The organism is Brevibacterium otitidis (assembly GCF_042429315.1).
GTDB lineage: Bacteria > Actinomycetota > Actinomycetes > Actinomycetales > Brevibacteriaceae > Brevibacterium > Brevibacterium otitidis.
Genome location: NZ_JBHMAU010000054.1, coordinates 13,959 through 40,403, shown reverse-complemented (window position 1 = coordinate 40,403; position 26,445 = coordinate 13,959). Strand labels below are relative to the sequence as shown.

Genomic DNA, 26,445 nt, shown 5'->3' with positions numbered 1-26,445 from the left:
ACCCCAACCACCCGATTAGTCAGGAATTCCAGCACTTCACAACCCAAACCCGCAGGTCACAGTGTCAATATGATATCCATCACACCAATTTGAGCCAAGTCAGGTATAAGCGGAAAGCCCCGGATTCGCAAGGAACCCAGGGCTTTCAGAGTGGAGATGGCGGGAATCGAACCCGCGTCCGTCGGCAAGTTATCGGGGCTTCTCCGGGCGCAGTCCGTGAGAACGTTTCTTAGGTCCTGGCCCTCACACGAACACGGTGGCCAACGAACGGAGTTGAGTAAGTGTTCCACTGACATCCCCAACATATGCCAGCGGCAGTGGCTTCCTAGCTGATGCCAGGATCTAGAGCGGAAGCAACTCTAGGCTGACAGAATCGCAGCTCGCTAGATCAGGCAGCGAGGGCGAATTCGGTGCGGTCGTTAGACTTAGCACTTATTTTTTTGCAGAGAACGTTAACGAGATGACTCTACATTCTCGGCCCGCTTCTCCCGACGCATTGAACGACGTCGAAACCGATCATCCCCTTATTCACTTTCGTAACAACACGCTGTCAGCGCCGCCGGTGAGGCGACCAGCTGCCAACGGCAGACCATGAGTCTATCACCGTAACACTAGGGCCTCCAATTCTATTCCGCGAGCTTCGGTGTCTGCACCGGCCCGTTATGCCGGCACCGGCGGACATGACGGATGCATACCGATGACCACAGGCTTTTCCACAGCCCGCGAGACTATCCCCAACCATGTCTGAAAACTGTGGAAAGGACGCCGATTCCTTGCGCTGGCGGGGCGGACCCCAGTTCACCGGCATGCACCGCCCAGGCCGTATCACACCACAAAAGATCCTGCATCACTGCTGGTCAGAGGCCTGCTGAGCAGAAGTGCATGATGGTCGTCAAAGAACCGCAACCGGCTCATTCACAGGCATACTCCCCTTATCCACACATATACACAGGAGCTGTGGAGAAGCGGTAGGAAAACCCGGGCGACCCGCAGATCAGGGCGACGGTTGCGAACTGCCGGTGGACCGCCTCGGGAACGGCGCTCACCCCCGCGCCGGGCCCGGTGGACTGAACAGCGGCCCGCGCCCACACAGGCTGGTCAGGCTGCGGTGGCGTCAGCCTCCGAAGAACAGTGGTGCATCACCCCTGGCGGCGCAGCGACATCGCGCGCTGAGCCTCCCGCTCATCCTGCTTGCGGCGCAGCGTCTCGCGCTTATCCCAGTCCTTCTTGCCTCGGGCGACCGCGATCTCGACCTTCACACGAGAGCCGTCGAAGTACAGCTCGAGCGGAACCAGCGTGCGGCCGGACTCCTTGAGCTTGTGGGAGATCTTGAGGATCTCGTCCTTATGCAGCAGCATCTTGCGTCGGCGCCGAGCCGAGTGGTTCGTCCACGTGCCCTGGAAGTACTCCGGAATGTAGACATGCTCCAGCCAGGCCTCACCCTGGAAGATGATGCCGAAGCCGTCCGTCAGCGATGCACGGCCCTCGCGCAGTGACTTGACCTCGGTGCCGGTGAGGACGAGCCCGGCCTCGTAGGTGTCTTCGATGTGGTACTCATGCCGAGCCTTGCGGTTCTTGGCAATCGTCTTCTTGCCCTGCTCCTTGGCCATGCCCCTCCTCTCCTGCGTCGACGGTGCCTGCGTGCGCACGAAGGCACCATTGTACCGGATCGCGGGCTCGCGGCCAGCGGAGCTTTGGGGTCGCAGCCGGCAAGGCTGTGGGCTCGCGGGACGCAAGGCTGTGGGCTTGCGGCCGGCGGCCGTTCGGACGCCGGGAGCCTCGGGGCTGGCCGCGGGGTCCCGCCGCCGAGGTGGCGGGAGCCTGGGCGCTGCAGCGGCGAGGGGGCGGGAGCCGGGTGCGGCGGCGAGGGCCGGGTGCCGCGCTGCCGACGTTAGCCCTGGTCAGGCAGCGATGTCAGTGCCTCATGCTGTCATAGAACCAGAACACCACACCACCGCAAACACGACGCTAGGCACGACACCAGGCACGAGACCAGCAGAAGGAGGCGACAGCGATGACAGCGACCATCCCCACACCACCCGCAGGCGACACGACCCAAGCCGGCCACGCCTCGGCGACGGCTGCGACGCCAGGCTGCCCACACCTCGGGAACGGGCCCCACCGCTGCACGACTCCCATCGCCCGAATCACGACGTTTTCCCTGGTCAGACAGCGATGTCAGTGCCTCATGCTGTCATAGAACCAGAACACCACACCACCGCAAACACGACACCAGGCACGACACCAGGCACGAGACCAGCAGAAGGAGGCGACAGCGATGACAGCGACCATCCCCACACCAGCCGCAGGCGACACGACCCAAGCCGACCACGCCTCGGCGACGGCTGGTGCTCTGTCCTACCGCGATCGCTTCAGCTCCTTCGAAGCTTCGCTTAGCGCGCTGGAACAGGTGCAGCTCCAGGGCTATGAGGAGATGCTCGGGTTGGTCTTCGAGCGTGTGCGCGCCGACAGCCGGGAGAATGTCGACTCTCAGATCGATGCTCTCCACGACTTTGCCGGAGGCTGTCCTTCCGACAACGCTGCGACGAGCTCTGAGGACACCTCCGGAAGCGCTGGTGAGTCATCAGCCGCTGCGCGTGCGGAGGCGCTGAGCTGGCTGCGTGAGCGCATCGGCACCACCACCCTCACTGGACTGGCGCACGCTCTCGATATCACCTCGAATACGGCATGGTCACGTGTGACGAGCGCTGCCACCGCTTTCATCGGACTCCCCCGGCTCGCTGCTCTCGCGCGCGCTGGAAAGCTGAGCTTTGATCGCTTCGTCTTTGCGGCCGGGCAGGCGTCATCGGTTGATCCGACGCTGCTCGGCAAGCTCGATGCGCTGCTGATCTCGATCACGGCGACGAAGAAGAGCGTGTACTTCTCAGAGGTCAAGGCTGCTATCGCCACACTGGTCACGCGCGAAGAGCAGGCTCGTCAGGTGCGTGAACGGCGGCGCGTCGAGGCCTTCTACGATCGGCACGGTCGCGGCACTCTGATGGTGCATGGGCCCTCGCACGAGATCGCCCTGCTCTATGCCCGGCTTGAGGGCATGGCGCGCTGCGTCGTGCGCGGCTACACCGCGGGCTTCGACCTGCCGGAGAACCATGTCTTCGCTGACTCTCGATCCTTCGAGCAGCTCAAGTACGATTTCCTCGTCGGTGCTGACATCGGCGGATTGGTCAACACGCTGGACCTGGCTCAGGCGGCACTCGCCAAGCGCCAGCAAGCCACCGGCCACACCGGCGTCCCGCACGACCTGCTGGCCGACGACATCGCAGACCTGCTCAGCGACTCGCGGGTATCCTGCCCTGCCAGCGGGCAGTGGCTCGAACGTCAGGCCAGAATCACTGTCACGGTTCCGGCGATGACGCTTTCCGATGGACCAGAAGCCGATCAGCTGCCGGGGTCTGTCGAAGGCCATCCCGTTAGCCCGGAGACAGCCCGGCAGCTGGTCGGGACCGGCAGCGACACCATCTACCGGCTTCTCACCGACCCCTCGACCGGCGAAGTTCTCGATCATGTGGCCACCAGCTACCAGATCAGCACTCATATGCGGCACGCTCTCGTAGCGCGTTGGCGATACTGCACCGCGCCGGGCTGTGACCGTCCCGCGACGAAAGCCGAACTCGACCATATTCAGCCCTTCAACCACCGGCACCCGGCCCGCGGTGGGCCGACGTCGATGGAGAATCTCCACCCGCTGTGCAAACAGCACCACCAACTGAAGACCCAAGATGTGTTCAGACTCAGACGCGAGCCCCGAACAGGGGTGCTGACGTGGACGTTGCCGGGAGGCATGACAGCAGAGACCCATCCACCGGGGTCAGTGCTGCACCGCCGGCATGCCGAAATCATCGCCAGCGCCTCTGCCGATCGCGATGCCCTTGTCAAGACTGCCGGTGCCCCTGCCGATGCCGGTGCCCCTGCCGATGCCGGTGCCCCTGCCGATGCCGGTGATGACCAATCCAGCGTGAGGTCCGGTGACGATACCGGTGCACTCTTCACACCTGAAGGAGCCGGATCTCAATGAGACCATCGCCGCCCCGATCCCTGTGCCAGCGCACTGGCGTGCGGGGCTGTGCGGTCGTTCTTTGATAGCCGCATAGTGACACAGATCGCCAGTCAGCACGTTTGAGCCAGCGCCTGAGCTGCCTCGCGTGCGCTGTTGGCAGCGAAGCTCAGACGTGCTGACTGGTGATTCCCGGAACCTGCTCAGATGCCGCGCGTCGGGTGACCGCGCATACGCGTCAGCTGATCCAGGGCATCGGGTTGACGTACGAGCCGTTCTGCATGATCTCGAAGTGCAGGTGGCAGCCGGTCGAGGCGCCGGTTGTGCCGGAAGAGGCGATGATCTGACCCTGCTTCACGCGGGTTCCTGAGCTCACCTTGAGACTCGAATTGTGGTTGTACGTCGACGCGATGTTTGCGCCCTTCATCTTGCCGTGAGAGATCACGACGCGGTTGCCGTAGCCGCCGGCCCAGCCAGCCGACACGACAACACCGTCACCGGCAGCGCGCACCTGCGAACCACAGGGCATGCCGAAGTCCGTACCGGTGTGCAGCTTCCGGGTTCGGGAGATCGGGTGAATGCGGTAGCCGAACGGCGAGGTGACAGGGAAGCCCTGCGCAGGGTTGACGAGATCGCCGTTGCCGGTGGGCAGGCCCTTGGCCTCCTGCTCCTTCTCCCAGTCCTCGACTTCCTTCGCCAGCCGGTCCTGTTCGGCCTTCTGCTCCTCCAGCTGCCGTTCGGTCTCCGCGCGGCTGTTCTCGATCCGCTTGGACGCCGCATCCTTTGTGGTGATGAGCTCATCGAGGTCGTCGCGCTTCTGCTTTGCGTCGGCTTCGGCTGCTTCCTTGCGCAGCACGACCTTCGCAGCCTCTTCCTTCAGGTCGGAGATCTCGTCGGTGACCGCGTCGAGGCGGTCCTTGTTGTTCATGTTGAGGGAGCGCTGTTCGGACAGCTGCGTGATGCTGCGCTGCTGCGAGCGCACTGCTGAGTCGACGCGGGTCGCGCCTGATGCGCCGTCCTGCTTGTTCGCCATCTGCAGCAGCATCGCCACATCCGAGGTGACACCCGAGTTCTGATACGCCTGGCGGGCGATCTTGGTGACCGACTTCTGCTTCTCCTCCAGGGCTGCTTCGCCTTCGTCGATGTCATCCTGCAGACCGCTCTGGGCGTTCTCTGCCGAGGTCAGACGGGCACCGAGCTCCTCGTCTTCGCGCTGCGCCTCTTCGAGCTCGTCCTGCGCCTGCGCAAGCGCTTCCTCCGCTCCGGGCAGCTCATCTTCAGCCGCTTCCTTCTCCGCGATCGTGCGGGCGAGATCGTCGTCGAGATCGCGGAACTCCTGTTGCAGCTCCTCAACGCGCTTATCGATGCGGTTCTTCTGCTCGCGCGGATTCGCCACAGCCATCTCCATCGGCAGGAGCAGCGTCAGCAGCACGGCGACCACTGCAAGCAGCAGCGAGGGAAGGATCCGTCCGTTTGTCTTCAGCATCTCTCCTACTCAGACCTTCATGTACCGGCGCAAGGTGATGAGCGATGAGCCCCCAGCCATGATGACACCCACGAGCACCAGGAACGGCGCGATGAGCGCGACATCCGCAACTGAGACCAAATCGAAGCTCGACAACTGCGATTGTAGCCAACCACTGACACCGAAGTGCACGATCACAGCCAATCCGCAGGCTGCCAGCAGGGATCCGATCGCTGCAGCGATGACGCCTTCGAGCACGAACGGCAGCTGGATGAACATGTTCGAAGCGCCGACCAGCCGCATAATGCCGGTCTCGCGCCGTCTGGAGAACGCTGAGAGCCGGATCGTGGTGGCGATGAGCAGCACCGCGCACAGCAGCATGATCGCCGCGATGCCGATCGCGATCGCCGTCATCACGTTCATGACGGAGAACAGCTGATCGAGCAGCTGGTTCTGGTCGACGACCTCCTCAACGCCGGGCGTCGCGGAGAAGTACTCGTTGATGATCTGGTACTGCTCGGCATCGGCGAGCTTGACCCGGTACGACTCCTGCATCTGGTCTTCGGGGATGGTGCCCTCCAGCGAGGTGCCTTCGAACTGCTCCTGGAACAGCTTGTAGGCCATCGCCTTGTCCTCGAAGATGACGTCTTCGACATAGGGATCGAGGTCCGCGCCTTCCAGCGCCGTCTCGATCTGCTGCTTCTGCTCCTCAGTCGCCTCGCCTGCCGCGCAGGTGGGAGCAGCCGAGTCCGGCGGGCAGAGGAAGATCGCCACCTGCACACGGTCGTACCAGTAGTCCTTCATGCCTGAGATCTGCATCTGCAGCAGCGCAGCTGCGCCGACGAAGAGCAGAGAGACGAAGGTGACGAGAATGACCGAGACGACCATCGACAGATTCCGGCGCAGGCCGTTCCAAGTCTCGGAGAGGATGAAGGATGCTCTCATGCGCTCACTCCGTAGCTGCCGTGCTCATCGTCGCGGATGATCGTGCCATTCCTCAGCTCGATGACCCGGCGGCTCATCCGGTTGACGATATCGCCGTCGTGGGTGGCCATCAGCACTGTCGTGCCGGCATTGTTGATCCGCTGCAGGACCTCCATGATCTCGTCACCGGTGACCGGGTCGAGGTTTCCGGTGGGCTCATCAGCGAGGAGGATCGCCGGCTTGTTGACGACCGCGCGGGCGATCGCCACTCGCTGCTGCTCACCACCGGAGAGCTCGTGCGGATAGCGCTTCTGCTTGCCTTCGAGGCCGACGGTTTCGAGCACATCGGGCACGAGCGTGGAGATCGCCGCCCGTGTCTTGCCGATGACGTGCAGGGTGAAGGCGACATTGTCGAAGACGGTCTTGTTCGGCAGCAGGCGGAAGTCCTGGAACACCGTGCCGATATTGCGCCGCAGGTACGGCACACGCCACGACGGCATCTTCACCACAGATTTGCCGGCCACGCGGATCCGCCCTGATGTGGGGGTCTCTTCGCGCAGCACCAGCCGGATGACGGTCGACTTGCCCGAACCCGAGGCGCCGACGAGGAAGACGAATTCCCCGGCCTCGGCCGTGAAGGAGATGTCGTTCAGGGCTGGTTGAGCCTTGGAATCGTAGACTTTGGTGACCGATTCGAAGGTAATCAAGAGAGGTTCGCAATCGCAGAGGGACAGTGGCAATCGCTCCCACTGTACGAACTTCTCACCGGCATTGCGCGCACCTGCTTAGGCGAGTCGCTCACCGTTGCGTGTGAGGCTCACGGCTCCGCGGCTCGGAAGGACACCTCGGGCCGGGGCAATCAGGCGAGTTCCGCCTCGGCTGCGGCTGCCTTCTGCTGCTCCTTGCGCCACCGGATGCCGGCTTCGAGGAAGCCGTCGATCTCGCCGTCGAAGACGGCCGGCGGGTTCGACTCCTCGTGCCCGGTGCGCAGGTCCTTGACCATCTGGTACGGGTGCGTGACGTACGAGCGCATCTGGTCGCCCCAGCTGGCCTTGATGTCGCCGGCGAGGTTCTTCTTCTCCCGCTCCTCCTCCTCGTGCTTGAGCTGCAGCAGGCGGGACTGCAGAACGCGCATCGCAGCGGCACGGTTCTGGATCTGGGACTTCTCGTTCTGCATGCTCACCACGGTGCCGGTGGGCAGGTGGGTGATGCGCACAGCCGAGTCGGTCGTATTGACCGACTGGCCGCCGGGACCCGAGGAGCGGTAGACGTCGATGCGCAGATCGTTCTCGTCGATCTCGATGTGGTCGGTCGCTTCGATGAGCGGGATGACCTCGACGGCCGCGAACGAGGTGTGGCGGCGGGCATTCGAGTCGAAGGGGCTGATGCGCACGAGCCGGTGCGTGCCGGCCTCGACCGAGAGCGTGCCGTAGGCATAGGGGGCGTTGATCTGGATCGTCGCCGACTTCACGCCAGCACCCTCCGCGTACGAGGTGTCGAGTTCCTGGACGCTGTAGTCCTTGCTCTCAGCCCAGCGGATGTACATGCGGGTCAGCGTCTGGGCGAAGTCGGTGGCATCATCGCCGCCGGCACCCGAACGGACCGTGATGACAGCGGCGCGCTCGTCGTACTCACCGGACAGCAGGGTGGCGATCTCCAGGGAGTCGAGCTCGCGGCGCAGCTTGGCGATCTCCTCCTCCGCCTCGGCGAGGGTGTCGGCATCGTCTTCGTCCTCAGCCATCGAGACGAGCAGCTCGACGTCCTCGATGCGGGAGTCGAACTTCTCCAGCTTCTCCAGGTGCCCCTGGCGGTGGGACAGCTTCGAGGTCACCTGCTGGGCCTCATCCGGGTCGTCCCACAGGTCCGGCGCCGCCGCAGCCTCGGTCAGCTCTGCGACCTCGGAGCGCAGCTGGTCGATGTCGGAGACATCGCGGATCGAGGCGTACGTCTGTTTGAGGGCAGCGATCTCGGAAGAAAAGTCAATGGCCATAGTGCTCCCTAGCGTAGTGCATCGCAGAAACCGCAGTGCGCACGTGTGCGTGCGACACGAGGTTCGGCGCAACGCGCGAATCGGCGGCTGTGGACAAGCGGGGCGAAGAGCCGTTTGTCCACAACCTGCTCACTTCCTCTTGAAACCCTGGGAAACTCCGACTAGTTTGATTGGCATCCGATTATGTGATGCAGAGCACATTCTTTCCCCTCCCCTCGAGTACCTAAGGACACAAGGACGCAGAGATGAACGCAGCAGAGCTCATCGCCGCTGAGGTTCGCGAAGAGATCCGCAAACGCGGCATCGACCCGCGGACCGAACCGGTTCCCACACGGGAGCTTGTCGTTCAGGCGGTCCACGACTACGACGAGAGGACCTTGGCGGGCTCCCTTCCCCTGCTCGCCGACGTCGAGCAGACATGCCGGGAGATCTTCGACCAGGTGTCGGGGTTCGGCCCGCTGCAGCAGTACCTCGATGATCCCGAGGTCGAAGAGATCTGGCTCAATTCGCCGTCGACGGTCTTCGTCTCCCGTCGCGGAGTGAGCGAGCTGACGACGACGATGCTCACCGCTGAAGAGGTCGACGAGCTCATCGAGCGGATGCTGCGCACCACCGGGCGCCGGGTCGATCTGTCGAGCCCGTTCGTCGACGCTTCCCTCCCCGACGGATCCCGGCTGCACGTCGTGCTGCCGGACATCACGCGCGCCCATCCGGCGGTCAACATCCGCAAATTCATCACTCGCACGCGCAGCCTCGACGATCTCGTCGCGCTCGGGACCCTCACCTCGGCGGCGGCGAAGTTCCTGTCCATCGCCGTCGAGGCAGGGGCCAACATCCTCGTCTCCGGGGCCACACAGGCAGGCAAGACGACGATGCTCAACTCGCTCACCGGTTCCATCCCCGTCCGCGACCGGGTGGTGACGTGCGAGGAGGTCTTCGAACTCTCCGTGCCCTCCCGCGACTGGGTGCCGATGCAGTGCCGGCAGGCCTCTCTGGAGGGCACCGGCGAGGTGACGCTGCGCAACCTCGTCAAGGAGGCGCTGCGGATGCGTCCGGACCGGATCATCGTCGGCGAGGTGCGCGAGGCCGAGAGCTTCGACCTCCTCGTGGCGATGAACGCGGGGCTTCCGTCCATGGGATCGATACACGCGAACTCCGCCCGCTCTGCAGTGACGAAGCTTGTGACCCTGCCGCTGCTGGCCGGCCCGAACATCACCTCCTCGTTCGTCACGCCGACGGTCGCCAGCTGCATCGACCTGGTCGTCCACATGCGCTTGGACCGCAGCGGCCAGCGCCGCGTCGAGGAGATCGCCGCGGTGCCCGGCGGCATCGAAGGCGAGGTCATCGAACTGGAGACCGTCTTCACCTCCACACCGGACCGGCGCCTCGTGCGCGGCCGCGGCTACAGCCACCTCGGCGAGCGCTTCGCACAGCTCGGCCACGACATCCACTCCGTGCTCGAGGCAGCGTGATCGGCGATGACGACCTCACTGAGCGGGGCGCTGTGCGGTCTGGGCATCGGCATGGGCCTGTTCCTCATCTGGTGGTCATGCTGGGAGACCCCGCCGCGGCAGTCGAATCCGCCGCGCTTCATCCGCGATGCCCAGGACATGCTCACCACCGCCGGTCTGCCTCGGCTGCGGCCCTACCACCTCGTGCTCGGCGGGCTGGCGGCCGGCGGCGTCGTCTTCCTCATCGCCTATGCAGTGACGAACGCGATCGGCATCGCCGCCTGCTTCGCGTTCTTCGCCTCGCTCGTGCCGTACTATGCGGTGCGGCATCGGGCGCGCTCCCGCACGGTGGCCCGGCGTGCGCTGTGGCCGGAGGCGATCGACCACCTCAACTCCGGCATCCGTGCCGGGCTGGCGCTGCCCGAGGCGCTCGGCGGCCTGTCCCAGCGCGGTCCCGAGGCGCTGCGCCCGCTGTTCGCTGTGTTCGCCGAGGAGTATCGGGCGACCGGCTCCTTCTCCATGGCGCTGACCGCGTTCAAATCCGCCTGCGCCGACCCGGTCGCTGACCGGATCGTCGCCGCACTCGCCGTCACGCGGGAGGTCGGCGGCACCGATCTGGGCACCATGCTCAAGACGCTCAGCCATTTCCTCCGCGACGACTCCCGCACCCGCGCCGAGATGCAGGCCAGGCAGAGCTGGACGGTCACCGGCGCTCGGCTTGCTGTGGCGGCTCCGTGGGTGGTGCTCGCGCTGCTGGCCACCCGCCCGGAGACCGCGCAGGCCTACAACTCGACGACCGGCACTCTGCTGCTGCTCTGCGGGCTGCTCGTCTCGCTGGTGGCGTACACCGTCATGAAGCGGATCGGCCGGCTGCCGGCTGAGCCCCGGGTGCTGAGGTGAGTGGTCGCGATGCCCTTCGACATGCACTTCGGCCCGCTCGGCTCCCTGCGCTTCGATCCGACGCATCCGGCTGTCATCATCGGCACCGGCCTCATCCTCGGGCTGTCGCTGGCGTTCTTCGTCACCAGCTGGCCGATCTTCAATCGCATCACCCTGGCGGATCGGATCGCGCCGTATCTGCGCGATCAGCCGCGCCTCGCCTCGCTGTTCGCCGAGCCCGAACCCGCTGACGCCGGTGTGCGCGGCATCCTCGTCTCGTGGCTCAACCGCAGCGGAGCGTGGCTGACCTCCCGGCTGACGACACACGCAGGTATCAAAGCGCGCCTCGACAGGCTCGGGGTCGAGGAGACCGTCGAGCGGTTCCGGGCCCGCCAGCTGCTGCTCATCGCCGGCGGGTTCGGCGCTGGCGCGCTCATGGCGGCCGCGGTATCCATCAGCCGCGGGCCGAACCCCGCCATCGTCCTTCTCTGCCTGGGCTTCGGAGCGGTCGGCGGGCACCTCTTCAACGACTGGTGGCTCTCGCATCGGGTCCGGCAGCGCGAAGCGCGGATCCTCGCGGAATTCCCGACGATCGCCGAGCTGCTCGCCCTGTCGATCACCGCAGGCGAAGGCACGATCGACGCGCTCGACCGGGCCTGCCGGGCCACAGAGGGCGAGCTCAGCCGCGAACTGGCCTACACCCTGGCGGAGGCCCGCACCGGCACTCCCCTCGTCGAGGCGCTCGACAACCTCGGCAAACGCACCGGAATCCAGTCGATCGCGCAGTTCGTCGACGGCATGGCTGTGGCGATCGCCCGCGGCACACCCCTGTCCGAGGTGCTGCGCGCCCAAGCCAGCGACGTGCGCGATGAGGGCCGACGGCAGCTCATGGAGCTCAGTGGCAAGAAGGAAGTCGGGATGCTGGTGCCGGTGGTCATCTTCGTGCTTCCCATCACTGTCCTATTCGCGGTCTTCCCCTCTTTGGCGGTGCTCAATCTGAACTACTGAACAACTGAACTGCTGAAAGCTGCCCACAGCTGCAACGCACATCCATCCCACACCGCGGATCGAGCACCTCGGTCCCCGCCGCACGGAAGCGGCACAGATGAAAAGGAGAAACTCATGACCATCCCCACCCGCACACCGGAGCACAGCAGCGCATGCGCGCGCAGCGGCGCCGGCAGCCGGCGATGGACGACATGGCACCTGCTGTTCGTCGCCTTCGTCATCGACCCCTTCGCCGACCTTCCCGGACGCACTGAACGCGGCAACCGGGAGACCAGTCCCGACCGCGGCGATGTGCCCGGGTGGGTTCTCATCACCATGATGACGGCAGGGCTTGTTGTCGCGCTCTGGGCACTGGCTGGCGAAGCGTTCACGACGATGTTCGAAGACTCGATGTCGAAGGTCCGCGGAACCGGCGGATGACCGTGCCCGAGGTGTCAGCAGGGTCGGCAGCGCTGGCGCCGGTTTGCAGCGCCCGTCGGCGCAGCGATGCCGGTGTGGCGGTCGCGGAGTTCGTCATGGTCTCTGCGCTGCTGAGCCTCGTCTTCCTCGCCGTCATCCAGCTCGGCCTGGCGCTGCATGTGCGCAACACCGTCATCGACTCGGCGGTGGCCGGTGCCCGCCTTGCGGCGCGTCCCGATGCCACCGGCCAGCAGGGAGCTGAGCTGACCGCACAGCTCATCAGCACCTCGGTCAGCAGCCGCTACGCTGACCGGATCGAAGTCGACTACGGCCGCCACAGCGGTGAGGACATCGTCACCGTCACGGTCACCACGCCGGTGCCGGTCATCGGGCTGCTCGGCCCCACCGGCACATGGGAGCTCAGCGGCCGTGCCCTTGTCGAGGACATCAACGGATGAGCCGCCGAAACATCTGCACAGGGTCCGGCAGCCTGCGTGCGCTGCACCGCAGGCTGTCACTTCTGCGCCGCAGGCTCGCTGATGATGCAGGCACCGCGCCGATCGAGTTCATCTTCGCCTCGGTCGTGCTCCTCATTCCGCTCGTCTATCTGATCCTCACTCTCGGCCACCTGCAGGCCGGATCCTATGCGACGAGCACCACCGCGATCAACGCTGCACGGGTGGCAGCCGAGCATCCCGAGTCAGCGCAGGCGCGGGCCGATGCGCTGGCGGAGCTGCACTTCGCTGATTTCGGCGTCGAGGACGCCAGCTATGAGGTGATTCTGCGCTGCTCGGACTCGTGCACTGAGCCTGGTGACATCGTCACCGCACATGTGTCGGCCCGCATTCCGGTGCCGGGCGTGCCGGCGATCTTCGGAGCGAAGCGGACCCCGCACATCACGGTGACAGCGGAGCATTCCGATGTCATCTACCCGCATCACGGCGCAGGAGGGCGATGATGCTCAGAAGGGCGATGAAGCTCGAGAGGGGAAGGATAAGGCGGCTGCTCAGCCGACAGGACCGGCGCCTCGGCGGCGGTCGCAGCCACCGCCTCGACGGGGACGAGGGCTCGATCACGCCGTTGGCGATCGGATTCACGGCGATCGGTCTGACGCTGATCTTCCTCGCTGTCGTCGTCAGTGACATCTACCTGGCACATCGCAAGCTCTACGCGCTGGCCGATTCCGCGGCGCTGAGCGCGGCCGACAGCTTTGAGCCCTCGTATCGCGGGGACGGTCCCCGCATTGAGTTCTCCGACGCCGAGGTGCAGGCTCGGGCCCATGACTTCCTTCGGAAAGTGCCGCGTTCCGACCGGTTCCAGCAGGTGCGGGTGCGCGGGCAGGCTGTTGATGCGACCAATGTCGAGGTCACGATCAGCACCCGGTTCCGACCGCTTGCGCTCTCCCCGTTCGTATCCGACGGCATTCCTTTGGAAGCCTCTGCTGTCTCGCGCGGAGGGCTGCGCCTCGACGAGTGACGCGGCACGATCCGTGACACGGCAGCGCGATCCGTGACACGGCGCCTCGACGAGTGACGCGGCGCGATCCGTGACACGGCGGCGCCATCCGTGACGCGGCGGCGCGATCGGTGACTGTGGTCGTCCGGGTGTGGACGGGACAGCGTGTCCACAGGTCTGCGCGCGTGGCGCCGGCAGTGGCCCCGCCGCATCTAGCGTGCTGGCATGCCGAGTGGAATCGTCTACGTCATCGCCGAGTTCAGTGTGCACAGCGCCCGTGTCACTGCCACCGGGCGGCCGAGCGCAGAAACCGTGCTCGGCGCTTTCCTCGACGATTTCCTCCCGCAGGTCGGCCTGCAGCATCTGACAGGGCAGCCGCGGTTCGTTCCCTGCGGGGCAGTGCCGCCGCCTCGGCTGTCGGACCCGTGGCGAACGTGGGCGCAGGCCGCTGCCGCAACCCTCATCATCTTCGACGCTAGGCCTGGCGGTGAAGCCGCACTGGCGGCACCGCATCCTGCTCCGCAGCCGGCACCGGCCACAGATCCCTTCGCTCCGGTGTCCTCGCTGCCGGCCGAGCGCACCGGCATCATCGAGTACCTCACCGGCCCGGATTCGGGTTTCGCCCACCCGCTGCCGATCGGCGCGTGGACAATGGGCCGAACTCCGGCAGCAGATGTCGGCATCGCCGATCCGTATCTCTCACGCGAGCTGCTGAGCGTGAGCAACGCGCCCTCGGGCTTGCAGGTGAGTGAATCCAGCGGAGTGCGCAGCATCCCCTTGGGAACTGCTGCCACACTCACCGGATTCGGCAGCACAGCAGCGCGGATCATTCCGCCGCAGGCACGCGTGCCGCCCGCCGCACAGCCGGGAGCAGATGCGGCAGCCGGTCCCGGCGAACCGGCCACCGGCCGGGTCAGCTGGCCGCGGGTAGCAGCAGTCGCCCGACCTCGGGCACCGTCGTGGCTCATGTATGCTGCCCCGATCGTCATCGGCATCCTCCTCGCGGTCTTCACAAAGATGTGGATGTTCCTGCTCTTCAGCGTCTCCGGCCCAGTCACGGCCGGCATCATGTTCATCACCGGACGGCGCCGGTATCGCCGCGATGTGCTGGCGTCCTGCCGTGACTACCGTGCTGCGGTGCGCGATTGCCTCCGTCGCCGTGACGCTGCCGATCGCAGGGCTCTCGACCGGAGCCACCGGCGCAGGCTCAGCGGCGGTCAGACGGTCATCGGTCTCGGACCGGCCCTGCTGCCCGGCGGCATCGACCGCATTCCGGTTGACTCTCCGCATGCTCCACCGGCTTCGGAGCGCGATCCGCTTGCCCTGCTCGAAGAGCAGCAGCTGCGGAAGATGCTCGACAGCGGAGCGACGTTCGGTCAGCGTCATTTCTCTCGCACGGAGTCCGCACCCCTCGTTCTCGATCTCACCCAGCAGCAGCTGCAGATCACCGGCCCACACGACCAGGTGGCCGCAGTGCTGCGCGCTGTCCTGGTTCAGCTGCTTGCGCGCGGGGTGCCCGTCAGGCTGGCAGAAGCGCAGCTGCGTGAGGTGTGTCCGGAGCTGGCCGCTGTGGCGCTGAGATCAGACGCGCCCGCTCACGTGTTGCAGACGTCGGGGAAGGGTTCCATCAAGCCGAGTTCTGCGGGGCCGGGTTCTGCGGGGCCGGGTTCTGCAGGGCCGGGTTCTGACGAGCATGCGCATGTGGACGTGCTCGCTCGGCTCGCGAACCCTGCGCAGTGGGAGGTGAGGATCGGCCCGGCTGGTGATGTGGTAAGGGAGGTCGAAGCGGTGCTGCTCGACCTCGATTCAGAGGGCAGAGCACAGCTGCAGATCCCAGCGGCCGCTCCAGCTTCGCTGCCGCGCCCGCTCACCGGCGAGATCGAGCCGACGCGCATGCGTGCTGAGCGGTTCCTCACGATCAACCGGGCATGGCAGCCTCCGGTGGCTGACTGGCAGCAGGAGAGCACGCTTGGCGAGCTGCTCGCACAGTTCGGGATGTCAGGGATCACAGCCGACGGGGCCGGCTCAGCTGCGCCCGCTGCATGCCACTCGGCAGTCCCGGATTCGCGCAGCTCGGCTGTGCCGCTCGGGCTCGGCCCGTCCGGTCCAGTGCTCATCGACCTGTTCACCGCGAGCCCGCATGCGCTCCTGGCAGGCACGACCGGCAGCGGAAAGTCGGTGCTGCTGCAGACATGGATCGCATCGCTTGCTGCCCGGTTCACGAGTGCCGAGCTGCGGTTCGTGCTCATCGATTTCAAGGGCGGCGCGGCGTTCGCCCCGTTTCAGGAGATGGCGCACACCGATGCGGTGGTGAGCAATCTCGACCCGGCTGCCGGCATGCGCACGCTGCGCAACCTCGGCGCCGAGATCCTGCGCCGCGAGCGTCTCCTCGCCGAACACGGCGCCGCGGACATCGAAACCTTCAATGCCAGCCTGCGGGCCGATGCCGATCTCCGAACACGCGCTCGTCCAGAAGGCTGCGCGCGTGCACAGCGGCTGCCGCGCCTCGTCGTCATCATCGACGAGTTCCACGCACTCATCACCGAACACCCATCCGGCACCGAGGTGTTGGAATCGCTCACGGCGGTGGGGCGCTCACTGGGCATCCACGTCGTGTTGGCCACGCAGCGGCCGGCCGGCATCGTCACCCCGCGCATGAAGGCGAACATCAATCTGCGCATCGCGCTGCGGGTGCGCGATGGCATCGACTCGCGCGAGGTCATCGACTGTGAGGACGCCGCTGCCATTCCGCCCGAGCAGCCTGGCTTCGGGTACCTCAGCGACGGCGGCCCGCCGGCCCCGTTCCGCACCGCCACCATCGACGTCGGCGAAACGGACGAGCTCGCGAAGCCGCATGACGCACCGCTGCCGCAGTGCTGCGAGGTGCAGTGGACGCTGTTCCCTGCCCGAGCAGGCGAGGTCCGCGCGCTGAGCGGCAGCATCCGCATAAGCTGCTATCCGCCGCCAGCGCCGCCGGCTCTCACGATCGCCGCCATCGTGGCCGGCTCGCAGCAGACGGCGCGAGCTCTGCCGCCACCGCATCGGGTGATCCCACCGCCGCTGTCGGAGCAGGCCGCTGAGGACGGTGATGCGGCGCGGCTCGGGATCCTCGACTTCCCCGATGACGGAGTGTCAGAGCCCTGGCGGTACGATCCAGACCGCGACGGCTCCGTCATCATCACCGGTGGCTCCGGCTCCGGCACCACCAGCGCGGTGCTGCGCTGCGCGCAGGCGGCAGCAGCCTCCGGCCGGAAGGTGGTACTGCTGTCCGCATCGGCGGCACACAGCTCGGGCCCGGCCGGCGGCACGGGCTTCCTCACCTTCTGCCACGACGAACCATGGACCTTGGAGTACCTGCTGGCGCTGTTCGACCTCGGCGCGCTCTCCCTGGCGGAGGTCTGCCTGTGCATCGACGACTACGACGCCCTGGCCGCCCGGCACGAGGGTTCGCGGCGCCTCGACCGGCTCGCCCAGCTGCTCACGGCCGGCGGTTCGTCTGCGCCGCTGTTCGTCATCGCGGCCGGGCGCCGCTTCCTCCACTCCCCTGTCGCCTCGCGCGCGCCGACGCGGATCGTGTTCCCGACCGCCGATGCGCAGGACTCCCTGCATTTCGGGCTGCCGGCTGGGCGCTTCGCCGGCCGCTGGCCGCCGGGTCGGGCCGTCGTCCTCGGGCCGGTGGCACGCAGCCGTCCCGCGCCGAGCAATGCGACTGAGGGCGTTGCGGTGCAGCTCGTGCGCCCCGCACCCGAGGCGGTGGCCGGGGATGGTGGCGCCTCCGCGCTCGGGCCGCTGCTTGGGTCTGGTGCGCGGGTTGGGTCTGGGAGCATCCTCGGGTTTCAGCGGGAAGAGGAGGCGATGTCCTTCCGGCTCGGGCGTGGTCCCTTGGGTGAAGAGGTCGCATGGGTGCCGGAAATCGACGGAGCTGTCCTCAGCGTCCGTGGGCCCGATGAACTGTGTCGGACGGTGCTCACAGCGCTGGCCGCACCACCGGAGGCCGGCCGCGGCCCCGAGATCACAGCGCTCATCGATGCGCACACCGCCGATCCGGCTGCGGCTGCGCAGGCGGCAGCCGCGGACGTCTGTGCGCTCAGCTTCCCGCTCACCGCGCAGCTGCCGTACAGTTCGCCGCTGCAGGCCCTGACAACCACGGGACCGCGGCTGCTGCTCGGGCTGCGCCAACAGGCTGAGCTGTCGGCACTGGGAGTGCGTGATCTGCCGCTGCCGCCGGCAGGCTGGGCGTGGTTCATCTCCGGGACGCTCGCGCTGCCGGTGGACGTCGGCGACGCGCGCGCATCACACCGCTGTCGGCAGAGCTTCAGCGGCCCCGACGCAGCCGAGGACGAACGTTCGAGCGCTCCGCCCAGCGAGTCAGCCGCTCCGCCCAGCGAATCAGCGGCTCAGGACAGCGAGATCGTCTCGTAGGTGTAGAGCACCTCGGCTACACCTGCGGAGATGAGGCCGTCCATGAGCTCGGAGACGACCGGCATCTCGTCGGTCACCTCGACGACGACCTCGGTGTCGGTCGACAGACGGGCAAGCAGTGCGCCGGTGTCCTCCAGGCCGGCCTGGAAGCCGGGATCATTGCGGTCGACGGTGAACTCAGCGGCGTTCTCACCGCGGTTGGCGAGGCCGATCTTGCCGTCGTAAGCGGCGGCGAGCGTCAGCTCGGTCGCACCGTCCTCGTGCGGGTAGGACACCGCGAAGGCCGAGATCTCGCCGTCACGGCGCATGAGGGCAGCACCGTGGGCACCTGTCGGTTCGGACAGGAAGCGGCGGTTGACCTCGCCGATCGACATCTCTGCAGCAGGATCGGCCGCATTGACGCCGGCATACCAGGCAGCGAACGCCTGCGTGAGCGCCACCGAACCGGTGGCGGTGACCTCGAAGTCCTCCAGCCGGTTGGCGCCGAGCCCGCCGAGGGCGGAGGGCTTGACCTGGATGACGCGGGTGGTGAACAGCACCTCGGCGCCCAGCGCAGCGGCTGCGGCCGCACCCACGGAACCGGCAGCGACCCGGCCGCGCAGCGGCAGGTCGACGAGATCGGTCCCAGCCACCGCCTCGCGCGCGGCTTCGAGCAGGGCGGCGCCGACGCCTCGGCGGCGTTCAGGCTCTGCGACCTCGACGTGCGCCCACGCGCGATAAGGATGTGCTGGGGAGGCGGCGATCGCCGCGGCGCCGATGAGCACCTCGGCTCCGGCGCCGGCAGCACCCCCGGGAGCCTCGTCGTCAAGCGAGGCGACGACGCAGCGGGTGAGCGGGGCCTCGGAGTCGGCGCGGAAGAGGTTGCGGGCGGCATGCTCAGCAGGGTTCGCGGCGTCGTGCAGGACGTCGTTGAGCCGCAGATCGTCACCGTCGGCGAAAGGGCGGATGTGCATGGGCGCGTTCCTTTCCTCGATTCCGGCGTGCGCGGATCGCCGCTGATAATCTCAGGTTATGAGCAACTCACACATCAGCGATCCTACCGCCGCCGCCAAGCAGGCAGCCACCGTCCTCAACGACGCTGCCGGCATCGACCACCACGACATCGCCCTCGTCCTGGGCTCGGGCTGGGGTGAGGCCGCCGAGCTCATCGGTGAGACCATCTCCGAGGTGCCGGCCGCCGAGGTGCCCGGCTTCCACCCCCCTGTCGTCGCCGGTCACGGCGGCACTCTGCGCACCCTGCGCATCGGCACCGGCGCTGAGGCCAAGCATGCGCTCGTGCTCGGAGCCCGCACCCACTTCTACGAAGACCGCGGCGTGCGTGCTGTCGCCCACGGTGTGCGCGCCGCAGCTGCCGCCGGCTGCCAGACGCTCGTGCTCACCAACGGCTGCGGCGGGCTGCGCGAGGAATGGGGCCCCGGCACCCCGGTGCTCATCTCCGATCACATCAACCTCACCGCCGCCTCCCCGCTGGAGGGCGCGACGTTCGTCGACCTGACCGACCTGTACTCCTCGCGGCTGCGTGAGCTCGCCCGCTCGATCGACAGTGACCTGCCCGAGGGCGTGTACGCCCAGTTCCGCGGGCCCCACTATGAGACCCCGGCTGAGGTGAGGATGGCCGGTGTGCTCGGCGCCGACCTCGTCGGCATGTCGACCGCTCTCGAGGCGATCGCCGCCCGTGAAGCCGGGCTTGAGATCCTTGGCATCTCGCTTGTCACCAACCTCGCCGCTGGGGTCAGCGCCGAGCCGCTCGACCACTCCGAGGTCATCGCCGCTGGCAGGGCCGCCGGCCCGCGGATCTCGCGGCTCCTCGCCGAGATCGTTGGCGCGATCGCCCAGGAGGACTGATGAGCACCGCCCAGCCTCCGCAGCCCACCGAGCCCCCGCAGCCACCCGCGCCAACGGTGTTCACTGAGGGCTTCGACGCAGAAATCGTCAGGTCTTGGATCGCCGATGACCCCGATGAGCAGACCCGCACGGAGCTGACCTCACTGCTGGAGGCCGCCATCGGGTCGGACGGCGCAGCGGGCGACCCCGCCGCGGTCGCCGAGCTTGAGGACCGGTTCGCCGCTCCCCTGACCTTCGGCACCGCCGGTCTGCGCGGGGCGCTCGGGGGCGGGCCGAACCGGATGAACCGGGCGGTCGTCATTCGCGCAGCTGCAGGGCTCGCTGGGTTCCTGCGCGAGACCCTCGGTGAGGGGTTCCGGGTCGTCATCGGCTGCGATGCCCGCTACGGCTCAGCCGATTTCGCCCGCGACACCGCCGCCGTCGTCACAGCTGCCGGCGGACAGGCACTGCTGCTGCCGGAGCAGCTGCCAACACCCGTGCTCGCCTTCGCCCTCGGGCACCTCGATGCCGATGCCGGGGTCATGGTGACCGCCAGCCACAATCCGCCGCAGGACAACGGGTACAAGGTCTACCTCGGCGCCCGCCCCCTCCAGGTGGTCCTGGAGCGACAGGGTGATGCTCAGGCTGCTGCCGCCGCCGAGGCGGGGGCCGGTGCGCAGATCGTCCCGCCTTTCGATGACCTCATCGCCGCCCATATCGCCGGGATCGCCACGGTCGCTGACACCCCGCGGGCCGAGTCCGGCTGGGAAACGGTCAATGAGCAGATCGTGGAGGACTATCTCTCCTCGATCGATGCGCTCGGCCAGCAGCTGGGTGCGGTGCGCACGGCACCGCTGCGGATCGTCATCACGAGCCTGCACGGAGTCGGCGGGGCGACGATGCGCGCGGCACTTCAGCGCGCCGGTTTCGATGATGTCCATGCGGTGGCCGCGCAGGAGCAGCCGGACCCGGACTTCCCGACGGTAACCTTCCCCAATCCCGAGGAGGACGGCGCCCTCGATGCCGCGATCGCGCTGGCTGATGAGGTCGGTGCCGATCTCATCATCGCCAACGACCCGGACGCCGACCGCATGTCAGCAGCGATTCCGGTGCGCCCGGCTGCAGGTGCTGACCCCGGCGCTGCAGCAGGCGGTTCGGCTGGCGCTGCTGGACGTGCTGCTGTCGGTGCGGCTGGAGGCGCCGGCGGCTGGCGGCAGCTGACCGGTGACGAGGTGGGTCTGCTGCTCGGTGAGCACATCGCCGCTCGCTTTGAAGCGAGCGCTGCGCAGACTCCGGAACACCGCGCCGTGCTGGCCAATTCGATCGTGTCCTCGCGCGCACTCGCTGCTGCGGCAAGAGCCCATGGGCTGGAGCATGCGGCCACGCTCACCGGCTTCAAGTGGATCTCCCGGGTCCCCGGTGTGGCCTTCGGCTACGAGGAAGCGCTTGGCTACTGCGTCGATCCGCAGATGGTGCGCGACAAGGACGGCATCTCAGCCGGTGTCGTGTTCGCCTCGCTCGTCTCGGCACTGGCTCAGCGGGGCCGCAGCGTGGACGACGAGCTCGAACGCGTCCGCAGGCGTGACGGGGCATTCGTCACCCGGCCGCTGACGTTCCGGCTGACGGACACCTCGCTCATCGGAGAGGCGATGGCCCGGCTGCGAGCGGCAGCGCCTGAGCAGCTGGCAGGCCATGACGTCACCGAGGTGATCGACCTGGCTGAGGGATCACCGCAGCTGCCGCCGACGGACGGGATCATGCTGCTGAGTGCCGCCGGCGACCGGGTCATCATCCGTCCATCAGGCACCGAGCCGAAGCTCAAGTGCTATCTCGAAGCGGTCGGGACGTTCGCAGAGATCGAGACAGCTCGTGCGCGGCTGGAACAGATGAGGGCAGACCTGCAGCTGTATTTCCGGCTGTGAGCCGATTGCGCGCGTAGCCATTCAGCACACGCGTGAGCATGGCTCCCTCCGCCGGTGTGCTGGCTCTTTGCTGGCTCTTGCTGCCCCACAGCCGGGCTCCCTCTCCCGAGTGAGACTGCTCACATCAGCATCGCTTCGCATTTAGGCAACGCTAACCTCATTGTGTAATACCTCAACATTGCCTGGCAGTGGTGTGGGTGCAGCCTGTTGCCTGTCCCCGCGTGCAGGCACCGACAGGAAGCAGCTCATGATCAGCCCCTCTCCTCACCGCTGGCGCATCGCGGCGGCCTTCGCGGTCGCGCTCGTGCTGGCTGGCTCCGGCATGTGGGCCGCAACCGCCTCCCCTGCGGCAGCGGCACCCGCCGATGATGTCCTCACCTGGACCGGCGCCTCGGGCGCGGCCACCGGGTCTGCCGTATCCCAGCAATCGTGTGACTTCACCGGCGACAGCCGGGACGATATCGTCACGAGCGCCTGGATGTGGGACCGCCTCGGAGGGGACTCCTCCGGTGTCGCCTACATCATTCCCAGCGGCGCGGAGCCCGGGCAGCTCGATGACCCGACCACCGGTGTCATCCGCATCGAAGGTCCTGTCACCGACAGCGGGCTGACCGGCTTCAGTGTCGGCTGCGCCGGAGACGTCAACGGTGACGATATCGATGACATCGTCGTCACCCAGTTCACCGAGTCCCGGGTCTTCGTCGTCTTCGGCAGGCGTGAGCCTGAGCACGTGCTGCTCGACCACCTCGGCGACCGCGGGTTCATCATCGCCAGCGACGAAGACGACCGCACCGGCTTCTTCGCCACCGGCGTTTCCGACCTCAACGGCGACGGCAAGGACGATATCGGCGTCATCTCGCTGACTCGCAGCCAGCGGTCCGGGCTGGCGACGATCGTGGCCGGCAGCGCCGACATCGCCACGGTCACGATCCCCGACTCTGAGCGCGTCATCGCCACCATCGAGGGGACGCCGGCACAGGGGGTGTCGACTCTCACACCGGCCGGGGATGTCAACGGGGACGGCAAGCCCGACCTCGTGCTCGGCGGATACGTCGCTGCCCCTGAGGGGTACGCGAACTCCGCCCACGGCATGGCCTGGGTTGTCTTTGGCGACGTGACGGGGCAGGTGAAGCTGGGCGAGGACTTCGCAGGCTTCACGATCAACGGCCCTGAAAGGGGACGCGACCGCCTCGGCATCTCCGTCGCGGCCGCCGGCGACATCGACAACGACGGAAAGGACGATGTGCTGCTCGGCGCCGATGGTGTGTCGAACCCGCAGACGGGTCCTCGCGGTGGCGCGGCGGTGCTGGTGCGCGGCTCGGCTTCGACTGACACCGTCCGCACCGATCCCGAGGCGGTGGACGGCAGAGCCGTCTACACCGGCAAGGAGGATCGAGGTTGGTGGATCGCTGGTGGCGCAGAGGCCGGGAACTTCGGCTACGCCGTCTCTGCTCTGGCTCCACAGCACTCGAACCACTCCGGCACGCTCGTGGTCGGTGACTTCGCAGCCAGCCGAGCGTGGGCCATTGACTCGCGTGCGCTGACAGCACCAGTCGTATCGGCTGATGCGATTGCCGCAGACCACATCGTGACGCTGCAGGGCGCGAATGCGAAAGAGCGCCTGGGTCGCGGAGTCGGTGTCATCGCTGGCATGAACGGCCGTGGTGGGCATCAGCTGGTGGCTGGTGGTGATGCGATCGGCGGCATCGGGACTGTCCGGGTGGCGGATCTGCCGCCGCAGGGACCGCGCAGCCCTGAACCGGAGCCGACCGACTCCCCGACCAACACCCCCACGCAGGGACCGACCGACTCCCCGACTGGAGAGCCGACCGACTCCCCGACTGGAGAGCCGACCGACTCCCCGACTGGAGAGCCAACCGACTCCCCGACCAACACCCCCACGCAGGGACCGACCGACACCCCGACCGGCACCCCCACGCAGGGACCGACCGGCACCCCCACGCAGGGACCGACCGACACCCCGACTGGAGAGCCGACAGACACCCCGACTGGAGAGCCGACAGACTCACCCGCACCGACGGAGGAGCCGACACAGCAGCCAGACGATGACGGTGATATCGATGACGGCGGCTCTGACGATGACCCGACGGACAACGGCGGGTCCCGCGACGGCGGTGAGGACGATAGCAGGAGCCCGGACGACCGAGACGCCGACGGTCAGAGGGGCGACCTGCCGCGCACCGGCGCACAGATCGCCGGCGCGCTTGCAGCAGGAGCATTGCTCATCGGCGTTGGCAGCGCGGCACTGGCGCTGTACCGAAGGAGGAGGAAGTGAAGCACATTCGACGGAAGGCGGCCCTCGGAGCTGCAGCTCTGACAGCACTTCTCGTGGCCAGCTCTGGTATCGCAGTCTCTGGCAGCGAGCCTGCGCATTCCGCTGCGACTGAGCAGACGTCGCCGCAGCCGACCCGGGGAGCAGACACCGGCGGCAAGCATGCAGACGATGCTGAGGGTGCCGGTGACGCGCCGGAGCTGAAACGAGGCAGTTCACCCAAAGACCGGCACAGCGATGGACTCCGTGAGGGGCATAGCGGCGGGCACGGCGACAGTCATGCTGATGGTGACAGTCACGGCGACGGGCACGGCGACAGTCATGCTGATGGTGACAGTCACGGCGACGGGCACGGCGACGGTGACGGCCATGGGGACGGGCACGGCGACGGCGAGCGGAAGACCTTCGGCTGGGAGCCCTCGGAGCACGACACCTGCCCGGCGGAGCTGCACGATGCGTACACGGTCGTCGGCCCAGACGGCAAGCGCTATGACTCCTGGCATCCGACAAAGGTCACGGATCCTGCGACCGGCAAGGAGTGCACGTTCGGTCATGAACACGGAGACGATCCGCGCACATCCGACATCTACGACTGGGCTGTGGAGAAGCTCGGCGGCGAAGCAACCGGCATTCCGTTCGGCTACGCAAACGAGGTCTCGGCCGTCGCCGCTGAGGAAACCGGCACAGTTCCGCACCGCCATGAGGACCACTACGGGCACAAGGTCATCGTCCGCAACAACGTCACCTTGGTGCGCGCCGACCGCAAAGGCTACGCAACCGACGCCTCGGGCAAGGCGATCGTCTGCGACTACCTCATGAAGACACATCAGGGCACACATTCGAAGGATGCGCTGAGCAACAACGCGCATGAGCTGTTCTATGCCGCGCGGTGCTCAGACGGGACCGAAGTGGTGGTGACGACGATCACTCCGTACGGCCGGCCGAATGAGTACCACCGCACATGCGCTAATGAGAAGGTCGCTACCGGCGGTTCCGATCTGCCCGGCGCGGCAACCGGGGCCCGGCGGATCCCAGATCGGAAGTGCGTCAGCAGGCAGGTTCTCAAAGGACCGAGAGAAACGAGCGATGTGTGGGGTCTGTATGAGCTGTGGGAGTCGGATACGACCATCACCGACCCGGCAGGCAAGACGATTGCGCGCTTCGACCCGTGGTTCGGGGTGCGCAACCCTTCTCGCTTCGCCGACGGAGCTGCCCCGCGGGCGACAGCACAGCTGTTCGGAGAGAGGACCGTCGGCTGGCCGTGGTCGACGATGTCAAGGCCGCTGGCACAGACAGACCCGGCGTCACCGTTCAACGGCGCTCAGCGTGATGTCTATGTTCAGAACACCCGCGTCGACAACAGAGGTGGTTCCGCATACGTCTACACGGACGCCTACGGTGGCAACAGTTCGACGAAGGAGTTCACCGGATCGATCCGGCAGTACATCTCGACGACTTCGAACACCTCGCTGCCGGAGCTCGAGCGCCGCGCCTTCGGGTTCAACACCGATTATGGTCCGCCTGGTTCAGGGGTGCACGCACCGAACTGAGATGCGCACACCGCGCTAGCGGTGTGTGTCCCCGACGGCGGTGGGCCAGCCCACCGCCGTCGTTCAGAGGTTCTGATCGCAGGCACTGTGTCTGCAGACCCAGTGCCTGCGATCAGTCCCGGCGATCAGCTCTCGAAGCCGGCGAGCACGGCAGCCGAGCCGGAGAGTCCGAGGCGGGAGGCACCAGCGTCGATCATCTGCTGGGCGGCCTCAGCATCACGGATGCCGCCGGAGGCCTTGACGCCGAGGCGGTCGCCGACGGTCTCGCGCATGAGCTTCACTGCGTGCGCGGATGCGCCGCCGGCTGGGTGGAAACCGGTGGAGGTCTTGACGAAGTGGGCGCCTGCGGCCTCGGCGGCCCTGCAGGCGGCGACGATCTGCTCGTCGTTCAGTGCCGCGGATTCGATGATGACCTTGACGATCGCCTCAGTGCCGGTCGCACGGCTCGATTCGGCGCAGGCGCTGACGACTTCGCGGATCTCAGCTTCGACTCCCTTGAAGTCGCCGGCGAGTGCGAGACCGAGGTTGATGACCATGTCGACCTCGGCCGCGCCCTGGCGGACCGACAGCGCTGCCTCGGCGGCCTTGACCTCAGCGTGGTGGGCACCGGAGGGGAAGCCGCAGACGGTGGCGACAACGAGGTCGCCGGTATTCATCAGCGGCAGCATATTCGGTGACACGCACACGGCGAGCACACCGAGCTCCTGGGCTTCGGCGACGAGGGCCGCGACATCCTCGGCGGTGCTCTGCGGCTTGAGCAGGGTGTGATCGATCATGCGGGCGACGTCGGTGCGTGCGGTCATCGCATCTCCTTCAGGTTCGGGGTCTCGGAACGGATGTCAGGGGTGGTT

20 protein-coding genes and 1 other RNA gene are annotated in these 26,445 nt (G+C 66.9%); 13 read left to right on the top strand and 8 right to left on the bottom strand.

All coding sequences use genetic code 11. The features are described from left to right. Nucleotides 1-148: 148 nt before the first annotated feature. Both ssrA and smpB read right to left on the bottom strand, forming a co-directional pair. Nucleotides 149-524: a transfer-messenger RNA gene (gene ssrA, locus ACFFN1_RS08850) on the bottom strand. Nucleotides 525-1,139: 615 nt separating this feature from the next. Next, the gene (smpB, locus tag ACFFN1_RS08845) at nt 1,140-1,610 is read right to left on the bottom strand and encodes an SsrA-binding protein SmpB (protein ID WP_376840328.1); all 471 of its coding nucleotides are present in this window, start codon (nt 1,608-1,610) and stop codon (nt 1,140-1,142) included. A gap of 668 nt (nt 1,611-2,278) precedes the next feature. Between smpB and ACFFN1_RS08840 the strand changes: the two genes are divergently transcribed. Then, nucleotides 2,279-4,033 carry an HNH endonuclease signature motif containing protein gene (locus ACFFN1_RS08840; RefSeq protein WP_376840327.1) on the top strand — a complete coding sequence of 585 codons (1,755 nt, stop codon included), beginning with the start codon at nt 2,279-2,281 and terminating at the stop codon, nt 4,031-4,033. Nucleotides 4,034-4,250: 217 nt separating this feature from the next. On the opposite strand, the gene ACFFN1_RS08835 is transcribed toward ACFFN1_RS08840, so the two are convergent. The 4 genes from ACFFN1_RS08835 to prfB form a co-directional block, all read right to left on the bottom strand. Beyond that, nucleotides 4,251-5,498 (bottom strand): peptidoglycan DD-metalloendopeptidase family protein, encoded by a 1,248-nt coding sequence (locus ACFFN1_RS08835; protein WP_376840325.1) that lies wholly within the window; start codon nt 5,496-5,498, stop codon nt 4,251-4,253. A gap of 9 nt (nt 5,499-5,507) precedes the next feature. After that, complete coding sequence (gene ftsX, locus ACFFN1_RS08830) at nt 5,508-6,422, bottom strand: permease-like cell division protein FtsX (protein ID WP_376840324.1); 915 nt, start codon at nt 6,420-6,422, stop codon at nt 5,508-5,510. Further along, nucleotides 6,419-7,108, bottom strand: coding sequence for a cell division ATP-binding protein FtsE (ftsE, locus tag ACFFN1_RS08825; protein WP_376840322.1), 690 nt, complete (start codon nt 7,106-7,108; stop codon nt 6,419-6,421). The genes ftsX and ftsE overlap by 4 nt, the downstream gene beginning before the upstream one ends. Before the next feature lie 152 nt (nt 7,109-7,260). Next, nucleotides 7,261-8,391: a peptide chain release factor 2 gene (prfB, locus tag ACFFN1_RS08820; RefSeq protein WP_376840320.1), complete on the bottom strand. Its 1,131-nt coding sequence runs from the start codon at nt 8,389-8,391 to the stop codon at nt 7,261-7,263. Nucleotides 8,392-8,636: 245 nt separating this feature from the next. Here prfB and ACFFN1_RS08815 point away from each other — a divergent pair, with 245 nt between their 5' ends. The 8 genes from ACFFN1_RS08815 (at nt 8,637) to ACFFN1_RS08780 (ending at nt 18,005) form a co-directional block, all read left to right on the top strand. Continuing rightward, the gene (locus ACFFN1_RS08815; RefSeq protein WP_376840318.1) at nt 8,637-9,863 is read left to right on the top strand and encodes a TadA family conjugal transfer-associated ATPase; all 1,227 of its coding nucleotides are present in this window, start codon (nt 8,637-8,639) and stop codon (nt 9,861-9,863) included. Nucleotides 9,864-9,869: 6 nt separating this feature from the next. Further along, nucleotides 9,870-10,742 carry a type II secretion system F family protein gene (locus ACFFN1_RS08810; protein WP_376840317.1) on the top strand — a complete coding sequence of 291 codons (873 nt, stop codon included), beginning with the start codon at nt 9,870-9,872 and terminating at the stop codon, nt 10,740-10,742. A 9-nt stretch (nt 10,743-10,751) separates the two neighbouring features. Continuing rightward, a complete protein-coding gene (locus ACFFN1_RS08805) occupies nt 10,752-11,729 on the top strand; it encodes a type II secretion system F family protein (RefSeq protein WP_376840334.1) in 978 nt (325 codons plus the stop codon). Nucleotides 11,730-11,948: 219 nt separating this feature from the next. Beyond that, nucleotides 11,949-12,149, top strand: a complete 201-nt coding sequence (locus ACFFN1_RS08800) for a hypothetical protein (RefSeq protein ID WP_376840332.1) — start codon at nt 11,949-11,951, stop codon at nt 12,147-12,149. A gap of 11 nt (nt 12,150-12,160) precedes the next feature. Continuing rightward, complete coding sequence (locus ACFFN1_RS08795) at nt 12,161-12,586, top strand: TadE/TadG family type IV pilus assembly protein (RefSeq protein WP_376840315.1); 426 nt, start codon at nt 12,161-12,163, stop codon at nt 12,584-12,586. Next, the gene (locus ACFFN1_RS08790; protein ID WP_376840314.1) at nt 12,583-13,086 is read left to right on the top strand and encodes a hypothetical protein; all 504 of its coding nucleotides are present in this window, start codon (nt 12,583-12,585) and stop codon (nt 13,084-13,086) included. The genes ACFFN1_RS08795 and ACFFN1_RS08790 overlap by 4 nt, the downstream gene beginning before the upstream one ends. Beyond that, nucleotides 13,083-13,604: a pilus assembly protein TadG-related protein gene (locus tag ACFFN1_RS08785; protein ID WP_376840313.1), complete on the top strand. Its 522-nt coding sequence runs from the start codon at nt 13,083-13,085 to the stop codon at nt 13,602-13,604. The genes ACFFN1_RS08790 and ACFFN1_RS08785 overlap by 4 nt, the downstream gene beginning before the upstream one ends. Before the next feature lie 204 nt (nt 13,605-13,808). Continuing rightward, nucleotides 13,809-18,005 (top strand): FtsK/SpoIIIE domain-containing protein, encoded by a 4,197-nt coding sequence (locus ACFFN1_RS08780; RefSeq protein ID WP_376840311.1) that lies wholly within the window; start codon nt 13,809-13,811, stop codon nt 18,003-18,005. Here the strand turns inward: ACFFN1_RS08780 and ACFFN1_RS08775 are convergent. Further along, nucleotides 17,981-18,958, bottom strand: coding sequence for a histone acetyltransferase (locus ACFFN1_RS08775; protein ID WP_376840309.1), 978 nt, complete (start codon nt 18,956-18,958; stop codon nt 17,981-17,983). The two genes, ACFFN1_RS08780 and ACFFN1_RS08775, sit on opposite strands and share 25 nt — an antisense overlap. Nucleotides 18,959-19,016: 58 nt before the next feature. On the opposite strand from ACFFN1_RS08775, the gene ACFFN1_RS08770 reads away from it, so the two are divergent. The 4 genes from ACFFN1_RS08770 to ACFFN1_RS08755 all read left to right on the top strand — a co-directional run bounded on the left by ACFFN1_RS08770 (nt 19,017) and on the right by ACFFN1_RS08755 (nt 25,594). Then, a complete protein-coding gene (locus ACFFN1_RS08770; protein WP_376840308.1) occupies nt 19,017-19,850 on the top strand; it encodes a purine-nucleoside phosphorylase in 834 nt (277 codons plus the stop codon). Beyond that, complete coding sequence (locus ACFFN1_RS08765) at nt 19,850-21,751, top strand: phospho-sugar mutase (protein ID WP_376840306.1); 1,902 nt, start codon at nt 19,850-19,852, stop codon at nt 21,749-21,751. The genes ACFFN1_RS08770 and ACFFN1_RS08765 overlap by 1 nt, the downstream gene beginning before the upstream one ends. Before the next feature lie 247 nt (nt 21,752-21,998). After that, nucleotides 21,999-24,047: an LPXTG cell wall anchor domain-containing protein gene (locus ACFFN1_RS08760; RefSeq protein ID WP_376840305.1), complete on the top strand. Its 2,049-nt coding sequence runs from the start codon at nt 21,999-22,001 to the stop codon at nt 24,045-24,047. Beyond that, complete coding sequence (locus ACFFN1_RS08755) at nt 24,044-25,594, top strand: hypothetical protein (RefSeq protein WP_376840304.1); 1,551 nt, start codon at nt 24,044-24,046, stop codon at nt 25,592-25,594. The genes ACFFN1_RS08760 and ACFFN1_RS08755 overlap by 4 nt, the downstream gene beginning before the upstream one ends. Before the next feature lie 125 nt (nt 25,595-25,719). Here ACFFN1_RS08755 and deoC read toward each other — a convergent pair whose 3' ends face one another. Further along, nucleotides 25,720-26,397, bottom strand: a complete 678-nt coding sequence (gene deoC, locus ACFFN1_RS08750; protein ID WP_376840303.1) for a deoxyribose-phosphate aldolase — start codon at nt 26,395-26,397, stop codon at nt 25,720-25,722. Nucleotides 26,398-26,445: the final 48 nt, after the last annotated feature.